Here is a 14,344-nt window from a genome sequence, read left to right on the forward strand (position 1 = left end):
CTGGAGGGACGCGGAGCGTCCCGGGCTGCGTTCCCACGCAGAGCGTGGGGAACGATCATGCAGGTGATCAGCCCTCAGGCTTGGCCGCCGCTTCCCAAAGCACCTCCGCCACCCCTTGCCGTCGGGCAATGACCCGCGCGGCCACGAACAGCAGATCTGACAACCGATTGATATAGGCCAGCCCCGGCCCGGCCAGCGGCTCCATGGCGTTCAATTGCTGGCAGCGCCGCTCGGCGCTGCGGGCCAGGCTGCGGCAGACGTGGGCCTGGGCTACCAGCGTCGAGCCTCCTGGCAGGATGAAGTTTTCCAGGGGGCCCAATTCCTCGTTCCACCCATCGATCGCCGCTTCCAGCCGCTCGATTTCCGCGACGTTCAAGGCCTGATAAGCCGGCATCGCCAGTTCCCCGCCGAGGTCGAACAGACGGTGCTGACAAGGGGCGAGCACGTCACTGACCTCCTTCAGCCCCGGATGCCGGGTCGTTTCAGTGGCGAGCCCGGCCAGCAATAAACCCAGCTGGCTATTCAGTGTATCCACTTCGCCGATGGCCTCGACCCGTGGGTGGTCCTTTGCCACGCGGCGACCATCGCCCAACCCGGTTTCACCTGTGTCGCCGGTGCGGGTGTAAATCTTCGACAGGCGAAAACCCATGCTCAGCGCTCCAGTTGTCTGTTTTCCTGCGGCACCATTGAAGTGCCCGCCAGGGGCAAGCGCAAGGTGAAGCAGGTGCCTTGGCCCGGCGCCGACTGCACTTCCATCTGGCCCTTGTGGTTGTTGGTGATGATGAAATACGAGACCGACAGCCCGAGGCCCGTGCCCTGGCCGATCTCCTTGGTGGTGAAGAAAGGTTCGAAGGTACGTTTGCGCACGTTCTCGCTCATGCCGATGCCATTGTCCTCGACCTGGATTTCCGCCCACGGCGGATTCAACCGCGTGCGCAGGATGATACGCCCCGGTTCGCTGTCGTCCTGGCGCTGATGGATCGCCTGGGCGGCGTTTTTCAGCAGGTTGAGCAGCACCTGTTCCAGCTCGTTGGCCGTGCCGGGCACCGGGCCCAGGTTCGGGTCGAACTGACGGGTGATCGCCTGGCCCTTGAAGTCGAAACCGATGGCCAGGTCGAAGTCGTTGCCAGCGATTTCCACTGCCTGGTCGATCAGCGCGGGCAGGTCGCAAGGCGCCATTTGCCGGGTACTGCGACGACTGAAACTGAGCATGTGGGTGACGATTTTTGCCGCCCGGGCGCCGGCTTGCTGGATGCCGTCGAGCAACTGCGGGATCTCCCGACCCTGGAGGTAACGATTGACCTCCTCTAACTGGATACCCAGCAGCTCGGCCTGTTCGAGGTTCTTGGGCAGTTCCGGCGACAGGCGACGGCGGATGTTCTGCACGTTGTGCAGGATCGCGCCCAACGGGTTGTTGATTTCATGGGCCATGCCCGCTGCGAGGCCGCCGACCGAGAGCATTTTCTCCGATTGCACCATCATTTCTTCCAGCGACAGGCGCTGGGTGATGTCATCGATCCGGATGACCACGCCACGCCCGGCGCCGCCCATCAGCGGGTAGAAGGTGAGGGCGTAATGCCGGGCTTCGTCGTCCTTGGTCCAAGTGACGCGTTCGATCTTGGCCACCGTGTGCTGCTCGACGGTCTGCTTGAGCTGCGGCAGGTAGGGTTTGAGCGGTTCGAAGGCGAGGAAGATCGGCTGGTTCAGCGCCTCGTCCAGCCGTGTGCCGGAGAGGGCGCTGGCTTCCTGGTTCCATTGGGTGACGTAGAGCTGCTCGTCGAGGGCGATCAGCGCCGACGGCATGGAGTCGATAATGCTGTTGAGGTAATTCTGGAAACCGGTGAGCTTTTTCTCGATCTTGCTGCGCACCTGGACTTCCAGTTCCAGCTTGCGATTGGTGTGGCGGGTTTCTTCCGCCAGGCCCTGGGCCTGGTCGTAGGCGGCCTGGGAGTCGTCCCGCGCGCGCTTGAGTTGCTGCTCCCGGGCTTCGATGCGCGAGAGCATGGTGTTGAACGCCTCGGCCAGGCTGCCGATCTCATCGTGGTTGCCGCGTGCGGCACGCAGGGCATAGTTCTCTTCGCGGGTGACCTGGCGTGACAGTTCTTCGAGTTGATGGATTGGCTGGGTGATCAGGCGCTTGATCTGCTGGGCAATGATCAGCCACAGCAACACGCTGAAAATCAGGATGCCGAGGCTGGCAGTCAGGGTGCCGGTGTAGAACGCGGTCGGCAATTCGCTGCTGGCCACCAGTAACAGATGGCCGGGCACCGTGCCGGGGCGGGGCAGGGTGATGACCTGGTTGCTGCGAAATTCGCCCGCCTGCCAGGCTTGTATGTTGCGGTAATGGTCCGGCAGCTTGAGCTTTTCGCCCTGTTGCAGTTGTGCCAGGCGTTCGCCCTGGCCGTCGTACAGCGCCGCCGCCCGCAGCGGTGCGTAGCTGTTGAGCTCGTCGAGCAAGCGTTGGGCGCTTTGTGGCGATTGCAGGGCATCGGAGATCAGGCTTGGATTGGCCACCAGCCGGCCAATGGTCTGCAGGGCCTGGGGTGCCATGCTTTCCTGGGAGATGTAGTAGGCGGCGCTGATAAAGGTCAGGTTGGCCACCAGCAGGACAGTGGTCAACAACACCAACAGGGCGGCCAGCAGTTTCTGGCCGACCGGGAGGTTTTCAAGGCGCTGGCGCAATGGCATCAGACTCGTCGCTAAAAAGGAATACGAGGGCCAGCGTAGCCGCTGCTCAGTCGCTGGGCAATCCGAGGTTGTGCAAGTGGACAATCAGTCGCTGTCGCAGTTGTTCCAGGTGCGGCACGCTCAGTTCATGGCGTTGGGCGACCTTGCAGGCATAACCGAGCAAGTAGCTGATTTCGGTGCGGCGCCGATTGGCGACATCCTGGTACATCGAGGAATAATTGGCGGCCGTGGCCTGGATCACCCGTTCGACTTCCGGCTGTAAATCTTCGGCCGCCGCGGGCTGGCCGCAGCGTTCGAGCAGGTCGGTGAGCTCTGCGCACAAGGTCGCCACTTCGCAGCGGTGTTCCTGCAAGCCGCCGTTCTTGCAGTGATGCAACACGGTCAGCGGGTTGATCGCACAATTGAGCGCCAGCTTGCGCCAGAGCCGGGTGAGGATGTCGGCGCTCCATTCGTGGGGAATGCCAGCGGCGGCCAGGTCGTCGAGCCAGAACGGCGCCACTGGGTGAGCAGGATCGCCCAGCCAGGTGTAGCCGTGGCCGGCGAATATCACGCGCCAGTCACCGTCGCGGAACGCGCCTTCGGTGCTGGAGGCGCTGATGCAACGGGCTTGGGGCACACAATTGGCCACCGCGTCCTGGCTGCCGAGGCCGTTCTGCAACAGGATAAGTTCCGATTCGGCGTCCAGGCGATGGGCCACCGAGGCCACGGCCGCTTCCGCGTCGTAGGCTTTGCAGGCCAATAGCAGGCGCTTGATCGGTTCTGGGTTGTCCGCCGTTTCGCCAGGTATCGGGTAGCTCTGCGCCTGGCCCTGTTCCATCAGCGTCAGGCCGCCGGCGCTTCGGTAGGCTTGCAGGCGGGCTTCGTTGCGCAGCACCAGCCGAACCGGCAACCCGGCCCGGGCCAGGCGCGTGGCCCACAACGTGCCGAGACTGCCGGCCCCCAGGACATGCCAGGTGGTCGACATCAGTTTTTTACTCGGATTGGCGCAGGCATCTGAGGGCTCGCAGTGTCGGCAGGAAAAGAGCCGTTATAATGAGCCCGATTTTAACCACAAGCCAAGCGCGCGCCGTTGATACTGGCGCGCCTTTTTATTTGGAGAACACTACATGCCGTCATTCGACGTGGTATCCGAACTGGACAAGCACGAAGTCACCAACGCGGTTGAAAACGCCGTCAAGGAACTCGACCGTCGTTATGACCTCAAGGGCAAGGGCAGTTTCGAGTTCAAGGAAAAAGACCTGACCGTGAACCTGACCGCCGAGGCCGAGTTCCAGCTCGAGGCGATGATCGAGATCCTCAAGCTGGCGCTGGTCAAGCGCAAGATCGACGTGCAGTGCCTTGAGGTCAAGGACGCCTATGCCTCGGGCAAGCTGATGAAGCAGGAAGCCGTGCTCAAGGAAGGCATCGACAAGGAATTGGCAAAGAAGATCGTCGCTCATATCAAGGACGCCAAGCTCAAGGTGCAAGCCGCCATCCAGGGCGAGCAGGTGCGAGTCACCGGCAAAAAGCGTGACGACTTGCAGGAAGCCATTGCGGCACTGCGCGGCAAGGAATTCGGCATGCCACTGCAATTCAATAATTTCCGCGACTGACCCCCTGGTTGTCTGCATGTGGCGAGGGGATTTATCCCCGCTGGGCTGCGCAGCAGCCCCTAAAAGCTGATCACGTCGACCTGATACACCACGACGCAGGCTTTAGGGCTGCTCCGCAGCCCAGCGGGGATAAATCCCCTCGCCACAATGTGTTTCGATTGGTCTTTCGTGGTAACAGGAACAAAAGGAGAATTTGATGGACTTGAATGCTGAAGTGGACAACCTGGTCAAGGCTTCCCAGACCTGGATCCCCATGATCATGGAATACGGCAGCCGCGTGCTGCTGGCGGTCATCACCCTGGCCATCGGCTGGTGGTTGATCAACAAAGTCACGCAGAAACTGGGTGCGCTGCTGGCCCTGCGTAACGCTGACCTGGCGCTGCAAGGGTTCATCAGTACCCTGGCCAACATCATTCTGAAGATATTGTTGATCGTCAGCGTCGCTTCGATGATCGGTGTGGAAACCACTTCGTTCGTTGCCGCCATTGGTGCCGCCGGCCTGGCGATTGGCCTGGCCCTGCAAGGCAGCTTGGCGAACTTCGCGGGTGGCGTGCTGATCCTGCTGTTCCGTCCGTTCCGCATCGGTGACTGGATCGAAGCCCAAGGTGTGGCCGGTACGGTCGACAGCATCCAGATCTTCCACACCGTGTTGCGCACCGGTGACAACAAGACTGTCATTGTGCCCAACGGCAATCTCTCGAACGGCATCATTACCAACACCAACCGCCAGCCGACCCGCAAGGTGGTGTTCGATGTCGGCGTGGATTACCAGGCCGACCTGCAAAAAGCCCGGGAAGTGCTGCTGGACCTGGCCAAGGATGAGCGTGTGCTGGCGGATCCGGCGCCTGAAGCGGTGATTTCCACCTTGGGCGACAGTTCCATCACGGTGTCGCTGCGTATCTGGGTGAAGACTGCGGATTATTGGAGTGTGATGTTCATGCTCAATGAACAAGCGCGGGATCGCTTGAAGGACGCGGGTATTGATATTCCGTTTCCACAGCGAGTGATTCGGGTGGTTCAGGAAGGAGCAGCGCAATAATGATTCGCTATAACTTGGCCTGGGGTCAGGTTATGTTTAGTTAGCTTGCTATTTAACAAGCTGTGTTAAAGCTGACATGCGGTGGATATAAAAAAACCGCTCACCTGGATCAGGTGAGCGGTTTTTGTTTGTTGCGGGTGCAGCTATCGAATTAGCACTGAATTACAAGATGCTCAGTGGGTATTCGATGATCAGACGGGTGTCATTGTTGTCAGTGACTTGGCCGGCTTCGTTATAAGCGGTGTTTGCACGGTAGAACGCAGTACGCAGGCGGAAAGACAGGTCTTTGGCTGGACCGCTTTGCAGAACGTACTTGGTTTCGAAGTCCAGTTCGTGCTCTTTACCTTCTTCACCGCCAGTGGAGATGTTGTCACCTTTGACGTAACGAGTCATGAAGCTCAGGCCAGGAACGCCGTAGGTCTTCATGTTCAGGTCGTAGCGAGCCTGCCAGGAGCGCTCGTCCTGACCGTTGAAGTCGGAGTACTGGATGGAGTTGGCGAGGAAAATGGTACCGCCGCCGTCAACGCCATACACATAGCCGCTGTCACCGGAGGAGCGCTGGTGAGCCAGGGTGAACTTGTGGGCACCGATGGCATAGGCTGCTGCGAGGGACCAGATACGGTTGTCAACATCGCCGCTGATTTTCTGGCCCTGATCCTGGCTGTCATAACCGTTGAAGTCGAAGTTCAGGGACTGGTCTTCGTTGATCGGCAGGGTGTAGTTCAGGTTGATGTATTTCTTTTTGTAGTGATCTTCAACGTCGGAAGCCGCTACGCCTGCTACGAAATTGTCGGTGAACTGGTAGGTTGCGCCAACGATGTCAGCAGATTTCAGGCCAAGGCCGTCATCTCCCATGCCAGTTTGCGAGCTGATGGCGTTGAAATGACCTGCGCTCAACTCCAAGCCTTTGATTTCTTTGCTGGTGATCAGCGTACCCGTGGCAACTTCTGGCAGCAGACGGCTGTCGTCAGTCGAGAAAACCGGGCTGGTGGTGAACTGGTTACCGTATTTCAGGACGGTGTCGGACAGACGGAATTTAACCGCGCCGCCCACCTTCGATTGTGTGTCTTCCAGGTTGCCGTCGCTGTCACGAGCGAACAGACCGTTACCGGCACGACCGCTACCGCCATCAATGCGAACGGTGCCAAATGCGAAGCCATCAACGCCTACACCAACGGTACCTTGAGTGAAACCCGACTCGTAAATGGCACGAGCGGCAACACCAGACTCTTCACGATAACTTTGTGAAGTGCTTGGGTTGTTCTTGAAATCACGGTTCATGTACAGCGCACGGGTCAGAACAGTCAAGCTCTGATCTTCAATAAAACCCTTGGATTCTTCCTGGGAAGAGGCCATTGCGAACTGCGAGGTACTGGCCGATACAGCCAGTGCGATCATGCTCCACTTCATCACGCGCATCGTGATTTGCTCCTTTGGTTTTTAGAAGAGTACTGCCGTCCCACCTGTTTTTTTATCTGGGCGGCTCTTTCTTTTTGTGTCGGCGCAAACTTATATCACGTCGACATTCTTTGGCGATACTTGCCCATTCAACCTTTCAGCTTCTTTACGACCATGTCGCCAATGGCTCGATCCATGTCGCATTTCAGCTGGTCCGACGCAACCGTATCCACAACTTAATGTTGTTTTTTCTTTTCCGGCATCGGTGTAAAGAGTCCGTCATTACCGCGCTTGAAGCTCCTATGGGCAGCCTTGCCACTTTAATTTGTATGTCGGCAGGTTCTCGCTTCCGGCGAGGCCTTTGGACAGTGCGGGGATGAATGCAACAAGCATGCTCAAACCCGAATTTCGTTTACATTTTTTTCACATTTCACCGGTTGACGCGGTGAAACCTCATGAAACCGGGCTCCAAAGGCCTTGTTTTAAATAGGGTTGACTCGTGTGCGGCTCTCGTGATTGACGCCGACAAACGCGGCGAGACAATCAAAAACGTTACCGGTTCACCCTACCCAGTGAGTAGATCACGGATGCTTTGTGCACTGAGCGTAGACGCACTGTGCTGTTTTGGTGCAAAAAATTTTCCGGCTGTACGAAAATCTTACAACGCCGAGGCCTTGCGTGGGCCCCTGGCACGGTCCTGTCAGGACTGTGTGGTGCCGCTTGCGCTGTGTTGGTGCGTCAGCTTGCACAGGTTGATGCTGTGTGTTGAAAAAACTTCGCAGGACGAGCATCAGGACGGTACACCGTGATCGATCCGGCGTTCGCGGGTATGCTGCGCATCTGAGTCCGATGCAGGCCCGTAGGCCGCCAAACCGGGCAGAACCGATAACGAGCGAGGAGTACACGCGGTGTTCGCTTTAGATCCACGACTGCAACAAGACACATTGCCAATCGGTGATTTCCCATTGTGCCGACTGCTCTTGTCCAACGATTCGAACTACCCGTGGTTCATCCTCGTACCGCGGCGGGAAGATATCAGCGAATTGTTTCAATTGGATGACGTTGATCAACAACAGCTGTGGAAAGAAACCACGGCGCTGGCCGAAACCCTCAAGGATTCGTTCGATGCCGACAAGATGAACGTTGCAACCTTGGGTAACGTTGTCAGTCAACTGCACATGCACGTCATCGTGCGCAAACGGGATGACGCCGCCTGGCCCGCGCCGGTCTGGGGCAAGCACCCGGCCCAGCCTTATAATGCAGGGCAGGTCGCGGCCATTCGTGAACGGTTGCGAATGGCCTTGACCGATGATTTCAAGTTTCTGGAGGGCTGAACCATGAACCTTGAAGACCGCGTAACCGATCTGGAAAGCCGCCTGGCGTTTCAGGATGACACCATCCAGGCATTGAACGATGTGCTTGTGGAGCAGCAGCGGATCGTCGAGCGTCTGCAACTGCAGATGGCGGCGTTGCTCAAGCGCCAGGAAGAAATGGCCGGGCAGTTCGAGTCGTTCGAAGAAGAGGCGCCGCCTCCTCACTACTGACTGGGCCCGACTCTCGTTTGACGGGCAATAAAAAACCGCGAGCAGCCAGGCTGCATCGCGGTTTTTTTAGGGGCAGGGATCAGCGGCGCGGCAGCGCGGCGATCACATCTTCGGCCTGCAGGCCCTTGTCGCGGTTCATCACGGAGAACTCCACGCGCTGGCCTTCCACCAGGACGCGATGGCCTTCGCCACGAATGGCCCGGAAATGCACGAAAATGTCATCGCCGGAGTCGCGGGAGATGAAACCGAACCCTTTGGACGTATTGAACCACTTCACCGTGCCGGTATCGCGGTTGGACATGTCGTAGTTCTGCGCAGCGGCGGCCGGCGACGACTTCTTGTAGAAGCTGACGGCCAGGTGCAGTGCCACGGCGAGCAGTGCCGCGCCCAGGCTGAACAGAATGGCCGGTTGACCGCCGATTTCCGGCATGGGTGCCAGCAGGGCCAGGGTTTGCAGGGCAACGGCCAGTACCAGCAGGGCGCTGACCAGGTTTTGCAGTTGGTGACGTGGACCTTTGTTCCAGTAAGGGATGACGGGTGCAAGGGTCAGGTTGAGCAGGCCGAAAAAGGCCAGGTACAGTGCATCGGGGTGTTGCAGGTAAGGTGTGGCTTCGGAACCCAGGCTAGGGATGAAGGACAGCAGCAGGGCAGCTGCGCCCATTAGCAAGTGGACGATTTTCAACATTTTGATTGGCTCACGGTTAAGACAGATCACAAGGAAGAGCGGGTCGGGGACGGTTCGCTTCGAAACAATGAGAGGCGTTGGACACGTACCCGAATCAGCCTATGCGCCACACCCGGGAAAATAAGCGTAGCGACACACTGCCTATTTAACAGTAAAGCTCGGGCCTTCTCAAACCCGTTACGGGCGCGCACCGCGCTGTTCGTCGGCCAGAAAAGACTCGCCGATGCTTGAAGGTGCCAGGCAAACGGCGTTGAATTCCTCGAGGTGTCGGAACCGCCCGCTGCCCCGGCTTGTCGGTTCAGGAGGGCTGGCGATCTGTCGCAGGCCATCGGCGGCCAAAACCACTAGAGTTTGGGGCGTTGTCGAATTCATCACCGTCAGGAGATCAACCAGCATGGCAATTGATATCGGTATCAGTGAAGAAGACCGCAAATCCATCGTCGACGGGCTTTCGCGCCTGCTGTCGGACACTTATGTGCTGTATCTCAAGACCCACAATTTCCATTGGAACGTCACGGGGCCGATGTTTCGCACCCTGCACCTGATGTTCGAGGAGCAATACAACGAGCTGGCCCTGGCGGTGGACCTGATTGCCGAGCGCATCCGCGCCCTGGGTTTCCCGGCTCCGGGGGCCTACTCGGTGTACGCGCGCCTGTCTTCTATTAAGGAAGAGGAAGGCGTGCCTGGCGCCGAAGACATGATCCGGCAACTGGTCGAGGGCCAGGAAGCGGTGACGCGTACGGCCCGTGGCATCTTTCCCTTATTGGACAAGGTCAGTGATGAGCCCACCGCCGACCTGCTGACCCAGCGCATGCAAGTTCACGAAAAGACCGCGTGGATGCTGCGGGCGCTGTTGGAAAACTAATAGGGAGCGCGTTGTAATGTCGTGGCGAGGGAGCTTGCTCCCGCTGGGTTGCGCAGCGACCCCCATACCAGACGCTGATTCTTTGGAGGCTGGAAGATTTTGCGCCTGCTGCGCAGCCGAACGGGAGCAAGCTCCCTCGCCACAGGTGTAGGACGACGTAATTCGTCGCCTGCCTGCTGTTGGCTTGTCCTACGCCCATGGTCATAAAGTCGTCTGGAACTGGCGATGCCGTTGAGCTTCCATAGAGCCACAGGTGGATTGTTCCAACTGAGAGGCTCGTATGGCAAAGGAGTGTCAACGGTATGATTCAAGGAAAGGAACCGGAGGAGGGTGTGCGTGGGCGCTTTCAGTCCATCAGCGTCGATCCGTTCGTCAGGGGTTTCGACATGCAACTGGTGCGTCCCCTGGCCCGATCCATTCGTCTGAACGGGTTCGCCACCTGTCTGCGGCTGGAGCAGGTCTATTGGGATATCCTCGGCGACATGGCCCAGCTCAACAGCTGTTCCATCAGTACGTTGCTGTCCCATGTCGACAGAGAGGTGCACCTGCGCCATGGCGGGGTACGCAATTTCAGCGCGCTGGTGCGTGTTGTATGCGTGGTGCACGGTTTGAAGGAAACCGTGTCGCAGGTGGCGGACTGTCATTGACGGGTAGCTGCCCTGTCGATGACTGAGTCGGACTGCAAACGGCCTGTGCGGTCTTACGGCTGCACAGGCCGCATTTAATGGATATAATCCCGCTCTTTGCCGCAAAGCCCAGCCTTTGCGCGAGTAACCTGATCGCCGAGACAACCCCATGCCGATGTACGACTATCAATGTGCTTCCTGTGGTCATCAGATGGAAGCCATTCAAAAGATCAGCGCGGCACCGCTGGTCGACTGCCCTGCCTGCCAGGCGCCAGAACTGAAAAAGATGCTGTCCATGCCTGGTTTCCGCCTCGGCGGCACAGGCTGGTATGAAACCGACTTCAAGACCGGCGCCAAGAAGAATTTGGCCGGTGGCGACAAAGCAGATTGAGTTGAACACGCGCGAGTGCTTGCACGGGCAGGTCCTCCAACCGAATTTCGAATTACGAGAAGTGAAACCACTACCATGATGCGCAGCCATTATTGCGGCCAACTGAACGAAAGCCTGGAAGGTCAGGAAGTTACTCTTTGCGGATGGGTCCATCGTCGCCGTGACCATGGCGGGGTGATTTTCCTCGATATCCGTGATCGTGAAGGCCTGGCCCAGGTGGTGTTCGATCCGGACCGCGCTGACACCTTCGCCACCGCCGACCGCGTGCGCAGCGAATACGTGGTCAAGATCACCGGCAAGGTGCGCCTGCGTCCGGCCGGTGCTGGCAACGCCAACATGGCGTCCGGCATGATCGAAGTGCTGGGTTACGAGCTTGAAGTGCTCAACGAATCGGAAACCCCGCCGTTCCCACTCAACGAATACTCCGACGTGGGCGAAGAAACCCGCCTGCGCTACCGCTTCATCGACCTGCGTCGCCCGGAGATGGCCGAGAAGCTGCGCCTGCGTTCGCGCATGACCACCAGCATCCGTCGTTACCTGGACGAGAACGGCTTCCTCGATGTCGAGACGCCAATCCTGACCCGCGCCACGCCGGAAGGCGCCCGCGACTACCTGGTGCCGAGCCGTACCCACCCCGGCAGCTTCTTCGCCTTGCCGCAATCGCCACAGCTGTTCAAGCAACTGCTGATGGTGGCCGGGTTCGATCGCTACTACCAGATCGCCAAGTGCTTCCGCGACGAAGACCTGCGTGCCGACCGTCAGCCTGAGTTCACTCAGATCGACATCGAGACCAGCTTCCTCGACGAAAAAGACATCATGGGCCTGACCGAAGGCATGATTCGCAACCTGTTCAAGGAAGTGCTGGGCCTGGAATTCGGCGAGTTCCCGCACATGACCTTCGAAGAGGCCATGCGCCGCTACGGTTCCGACAAGCCGGACCTGCGTAACCCGCTGGAGCTGGTGGACGTGGCTGACCAGCTCAAGGACGTCGAGTTCAAGGTGTTCAGCGGCCCGGCCAACGACCCGAAATGCCGTATCGCGGCCCTGCGCGTTCCTGGCGGGGCCAGCATGCCGCGCAAGCAGATCGACGACTACACCAAGTTCGTCGGCATCTACGGTGCCAAGGGCCTGGCCTACATCAAGGTCAACGAGCGCGCCGCGGGTGTTGATGGCCTGCAATCGCCGATCGTGAAAAACATCCCTGAAGCCAACCTCAATGTGATCCTCGATCGCGTGGGCGCGGTTGACGGCGACATCGTGTTCTTCGGCGCCGACAAGGCCAAGATCGTCAGCGAAGCCTTGGGCGCGCTGCGCATCAAGCTGGGTCACGACCTGAAGCTGCTGACTTGCGAGTGGGCGCCAATGTGGGTCGTTGACTTCCCGATGTTCGAAGAAAACGACGACGGCAGCTTCTCGGCGCTGCACCACCCGTTCACCGCGCCGAAGTGCTCGCCGCAAGAGTTGGAGGCCAACCCGGCCACCGCTCTGTCGCGCGCTTACGACATGGTCCTGAACGGCACCGAGCTGGGTGGCGGTTCGATCCGTATCCATCGCAAGGAAATGCAACAGGCAGTGTTCCGCCTGCTGGGCATCGACGAAGCCGAGCAGGAAGAGAAGTTCGGCTTCCTGCTCGACGCTCTGAAGTACGGTGCACCGCCCCATGGTGGCCTGGCCTTCGGCCTGGACCGCCTGGTGATGCTGATGACCGGCGCCCAGTCGATCCGTGAAGTGATCGCGTTCCCGAAAACCCAGAGCGCGGCCGATGTCATGACCCAGGCGCCGGGTGTGGTGGATGCCAAGGCATTGCGCGAGTTGCACATTCGTCTGCGTGAACAGCCAAAGGCTGAGTAAGGCTGGCACCTGAGAGGGCGCATCTTCGGATGCGCCTTTTCATTGGGGTCGATATTTCTGATTGCCGGCCACTGCGTACGCGCAGGGCGGGCAATGTTCCAAAGAGAAACGGAGCGAGTTATGGCAGGTCATTCCAAGTGGGCGAACATCAAGCACCGCAAAGAACGTCAGGATGCCAAGAGAGGCAAGATCTTCACCAAGTGGATCCGTGAACTGACGGTCGCGGCCCGCCAGGGTGGCGGCGACCCCGGTTCCAACCCGCGCTTGCGCCTGGCCCTGGACAAGGCGCTGGGTGCCAACATGAGCCGCGACATCATCGACCGGGCCATCGCCCGTGGCGCGGGTGCGACCGAGGCCGACAACGTTGAAGAGCTGACCTACGAAGGTTATGGCCCGGGCGGCGTGGCGGTGATGGTCGAATGCATGACCGACAACCGCAACCGTACTGCCGCCGCCGTGCGTCACGCGTTCAGCAAATGCGGTGGCAACCTGGGCACCGACGGCTCGGTGGCCTATCTGTTCGAGCGCAAGGGGCAGATCAGCTTCGCGCCGGGCCTCGATGAAGATGCCCTGACGGAAGCGGCCCTGGAGGCCGACGCCGATGACGTGGTCAGTCATGAAGACGGTTCGTTCGACGTGTTCACGTCGTTCGCCAGCTTCTATGCCGTGCGCAACGCCCTGGAGGCGGCCGGCTTCAAGCCCGCCGACGCAGAGATCGTCATGCAGCCGACCACCAGTGCCGAACTGGACCTGGAAGGGGCCGAGAAGGTGCTCAAGCTGATCGACATGCTGGAAGACCTGGATGACGTGCAGAACGTTTATTCCAATGCCGATATTCCGGAGTCGGTGGCTGAACAGCTGGGCTGACGGGCACTCAAGGCTTGTTTGAAATCATTGTGGCGAGGGAGCTTGCTCCCGCTGGAGTGCGAAGCGCTCCCAAAAAGGTCTGCTGCGCAGCCCAGCGGGAGCAAGCTCCCTCGCCACGGATCCACTGCAAGCCCTTGATGAGCTGTATCCTCTTGTAACCGCATTACCTTTCGCAGGCGCTATGACTTTAATCCTTGGTATCGACCCTGGTTCGCGCATCACCGGCTACGGTGTGGTTCGCGATACCGGGCGCGGCTGCGTGTACGTCGCGTCCGGTTGCATCCGCACCGGGGCGGGTGAACTGCACGAGCGCTTGCAGATCGTTTATCGCGGCGTTCGCGAAGTCATCCAGACCTACGGCCCGGTCACCATGGGCATCGAAAGGGTCTTCATGGCGCGCAACGCCGACTCGGCCTTGAAACTGGGGCAGGCCCGGGGCGCGGCAATCGTTGCTGGCGCCGAGGAAAACCTGGAGATCGCCGAGTACACCGCGACCCAGGTCAAGCAGGCGGTCGTCGGAACCGGGGCGGCGAACAAGGAGCAGGTGCAAATGATGGTGATGCACCTGTTGAAACTGGTCAGCAAGCCGCAGATCGATGCCTCGGACGCCCTGGCCATTGCCATTTGCCATGCCCATACCCGTTCCAGCCTGTTGCCTCACGGCCTGGGAACCGCACGCAGTCGTGGCGGGCGCCTGCGTCTCTGATAGCATCAGCGCAATCTTTCGTGAGCCCGAGCATCTTGCGCCTGTGTCGTCGGCCTTCCTGCCCGGGCTGTTACTCGCCAGCCGGCAGGCTG

Annotated in this window: 15 protein-coding genes; 10 read left to right on the plus strand and 5 right to left on the minus strand. The window is 59.5% G+C overall.

Annotated features, from left to right (window positions below; genetic code table 11):
• Nucleotides 1-67: 67 nt before the first annotated feature.
• From BLU76_RS16035 to BLU76_RS16045, 3 genes are read right to left on the minus strand one after another with little or no spacing between them, the layout of a single operon-like run.
• Complete coding sequence (locus BLU76_RS16035) at nucleotides 68-649, minus strand: cob(I)yrinic acid a,c-diamide adenosyltransferase (RefSeq protein WP_063324603.1); 582 nt, start codon at nucleotides 647-649, stop codon at nucleotides 68-70.
• Nucleotides 650-651: 2 nt separating this feature from the next.
• Entirely contained in the window at nucleotides 652-2,688 is a 2,037-nt protein-coding gene (locus BLU76_RS16040) for a sensor histidine kinase (protein ID WP_063324604.1), read from the minus strand.
• Between the two features lie 46 nt (nucleotides 2,689-2,734).
• On the minus strand, nucleotides 2,735-3,652 hold the full coding sequence (locus BLU76_RS16045; protein ID WP_092223471.1) for a putative 2-dehydropantoate 2-reductase: 918 nt from the start codon (nucleotides 3,650-3,652) through the stop codon (nucleotides 2,735-2,737).
• 142 nt (nucleotides 3,653-3,794) lie between these two features.
• On the opposite strand from BLU76_RS16045, the gene BLU76_RS16050 reads away from it, so the two are divergent.
• Together BLU76_RS16050 and BLU76_RS16055 are read left to right on the plus strand one after the other, a co-directional pair.
• The gene (locus BLU76_RS16050) at nucleotides 3,795-4,280 is read left to right on the plus strand and encodes a YajQ family cyclic di-GMP-binding protein (RefSeq protein ID WP_060740892.1); all 486 of its coding nucleotides are present in this window, start codon (nucleotides 3,795-3,797) and stop codon (nucleotides 4,278-4,280) included.
• A 196-nt stretch (nucleotides 4,281-4,476) separates the two neighbouring features.
• Nucleotides 4,477-5,319: a mechanosensitive ion channel family protein gene (locus BLU76_RS16055; RefSeq protein WP_063324606.1), complete on the plus strand. Its 843-nt coding sequence runs from the start codon at nucleotides 4,477-4,479 to the stop codon at nucleotides 5,317-5,319.
• Between the two features lie 162 nt (nucleotides 5,320-5,481).
• On the opposite strand, the gene BLU76_RS16060 is transcribed toward BLU76_RS16055, so the two are convergent.
• Nucleotides 5,482-6,738, minus strand: a complete 1,257-nt coding sequence (locus BLU76_RS16060) for an OprD family porin (protein ID WP_092145109.1) — start codon at nucleotides 6,736-6,738, stop codon at nucleotides 5,482-5,484.
• Nucleotides 6,739-7,625: 887 nt separating this feature from the next.
• On the opposite strand from BLU76_RS16060, the gene BLU76_RS16065 reads away from it, so the two are divergent.
• A complete protein-coding gene (locus BLU76_RS16065; protein ID WP_092145111.1) occupies nucleotides 7,626-8,051 on the plus strand; it encodes an HIT family protein in 426 nt (141 codons plus the stop codon).
• A gap of 3 nt (nucleotides 8,052-8,054) precedes the next feature.
• Complete coding sequence (locus BLU76_RS16070; RefSeq protein ID WP_003205050.1) at nucleotides 8,055-8,261, plus strand: SlyX family protein; 207 nt, start codon at nucleotides 8,055-8,057, stop codon at nucleotides 8,259-8,261.
• Nucleotides 8,262-8,340: 79 nt separating this feature from the next.
• Here BLU76_RS16070 and BLU76_RS32085 read toward each other — a convergent pair whose 3' ends face one another.
• Nucleotides 8,341-8,946, minus strand: a complete 606-nt coding sequence (locus tag BLU76_RS32085) for a cold-shock protein (RefSeq protein ID WP_003205048.1) — start codon at nucleotides 8,944-8,946, stop codon at nucleotides 8,341-8,343.
• Nucleotides 8,947-9,340: 394 nt separating this feature from the next.
• On the opposite strand from BLU76_RS32085, the gene BLU76_RS16085 reads away from it, so the two are divergent.
• The 6 genes from BLU76_RS16085 (at nucleotide 9,341) to ruvC (ending at nucleotide 14,252) form a co-directional block, all read left to right on the plus strand.
• Nucleotides 9,341-9,811, plus strand: coding sequence for a Dps family protein (locus BLU76_RS16085; RefSeq protein WP_092145112.1), 471 nt, complete (start codon nucleotides 9,341-9,343; stop codon nucleotides 9,809-9,811).
• Between the two features lie 302 nt (nucleotides 9,812-10,113).
• A complete protein-coding gene (locus tag BLU76_RS16090) occupies nucleotides 10,114-10,458 on the plus strand; it encodes a ribbon-helix-helix domain-containing protein (protein ID WP_063324611.1) in 345 nt (114 codons plus the stop codon).
• Nucleotides 10,459-10,606: 148 nt separating this feature from the next.
• Entirely contained in the window at nucleotides 10,607-10,828 is a 222-nt protein-coding gene (locus tag BLU76_RS16095; protein ID WP_003178589.1) for an FmdB family zinc ribbon protein, read from the plus strand.
• A 75-nt stretch (nucleotides 10,829-10,903) separates the two neighbouring features.
• Nucleotides 10,904-12,679, plus strand: a complete 1,776-nt coding sequence (gene aspS / locus BLU76_RS16100) for an aspartate--tRNA ligase (RefSeq protein WP_058542615.1) — start codon at nucleotides 10,904-10,906, stop codon at nucleotides 12,677-12,679.
• Between the two features lie 120 nt (nucleotides 12,680-12,799).
• A complete protein-coding gene (locus BLU76_RS16105) occupies nucleotides 12,800-13,546 on the plus strand; it encodes a YebC/PmpR family DNA-binding transcriptional regulator (protein WP_018614256.1) in 747 nt (248 codons plus the stop codon).
• A 181-nt stretch (nucleotides 13,547-13,727) separates the two neighbouring features.
• A complete protein-coding gene (gene ruvC, locus BLU76_RS16110; protein ID WP_014339919.1) occupies nucleotides 13,728-14,252 on the plus strand; it encodes a crossover junction endodeoxyribonuclease RuvC in 525 nt (174 codons plus the stop codon).
• The last annotated feature ends 92 nt before the right edge of the window (nucleotides 14,253-14,344 follow it).

The sequence above is a fragment of the Pseudomonas sp. NFACC08-1 genome, assembly GCF_900106735.1.
Classification (GTDB): Bacteria; Pseudomonadota; Gammaproteobacteria; order Pseudomonadales; family Pseudomonadaceae; genus Aquipseudomonas; species Aquipseudomonas fluorescens_Q.

Bases quoted from the DNA above. Each gene is read 5' to 3' on its own strand.
- BLU76_RS16035 (WP_063324603.1), bottom strand. From the start codon at position 649: ATGGGTTTTCGCCTGTCGAAGATTTACACCCGCACCGGCGACACAGGT.
- BLU76_RS16040 (WP_063324604.1), bottom strand. From the start codon at position 2,688: ATGCCATTGCGCCAGCGCCTTGAAAACCTCCCGGTCGGCCAGAAACTG.
- BLU76_RS16045 (WP_092223471.1), bottom strand. From the start codon at position 3,652: ATGTCGACCACCTGGCATGTCCTGGGGGCCGGCAGTCTCGGCACGTTG.
- BLU76_RS16050 (WP_060740892.1), top strand. From the start codon at position 3,795: ATGCCGTCATTCGACGTGGTATCCGAACTGGACAAGCACGAAGTCACC.
- BLU76_RS16055 (WP_063324606.1), top strand. From the start codon at position 4,477: ATGGACTTGAATGCTGAAGTGGACAACCTGGTCAAGGCTTCCCAGACC.
- BLU76_RS16060 (WP_092145109.1), bottom strand. From the start codon at position 6,738: ATGCGCGTGATGAAGTGGAGCATGATCGCACTGGCTGTATCGGCCAGT.
- BLU76_RS16070 (WP_003205050.1), top strand. From the start codon at position 8,055: ATGAACCTTGAAGACCGCGTAACCGATCTGGAAAGCCGCCTGGCGTTT.
- BLU76_RS32085 (WP_003205048.1), bottom strand. From the start codon at position 8,946: ATGTTGAAAATCGTCCACTTGCTAATGGGCGCAGCTGCCCTGCTGCTG.
- BLU76_RS16085 (WP_092145112.1), top strand. From the start codon at position 9,341: ATGGCAATTGATATCGGTATCAGTGAAGAAGACCGCAAATCCATCGTC.
- BLU76_RS16090 (WP_063324611.1), top strand. From the start codon at position 10,114: ATGATTCAAGGAAAGGAACCGGAGGAGGGTGTGCGTGGGCGCTTTCAG.
- BLU76_RS16095 (WP_003178589.1), top strand. From the start codon at position 10,607: ATGCCGATGTACGACTATCAATGTGCTTCCTGTGGTCATCAGATGGAA.
- aspS (WP_058542615.1), top strand. From the start codon at position 10,904: ATGATGCGCAGCCATTATTGCGGCCAACTGAACGAAAGCCTGGAAGGT.
- BLU76_RS16105 (WP_018614256.1), top strand. From the start codon at position 12,800: ATGGCAGGTCATTCCAAGTGGGCGAACATCAAGCACCGCAAAGAACGT.
- ruvC (WP_014339919.1), top strand. From the start codon at position 13,728: ATGACTTTAATCCTTGGTATCGACCCTGGTTCGCGCATCACCGGCTAC.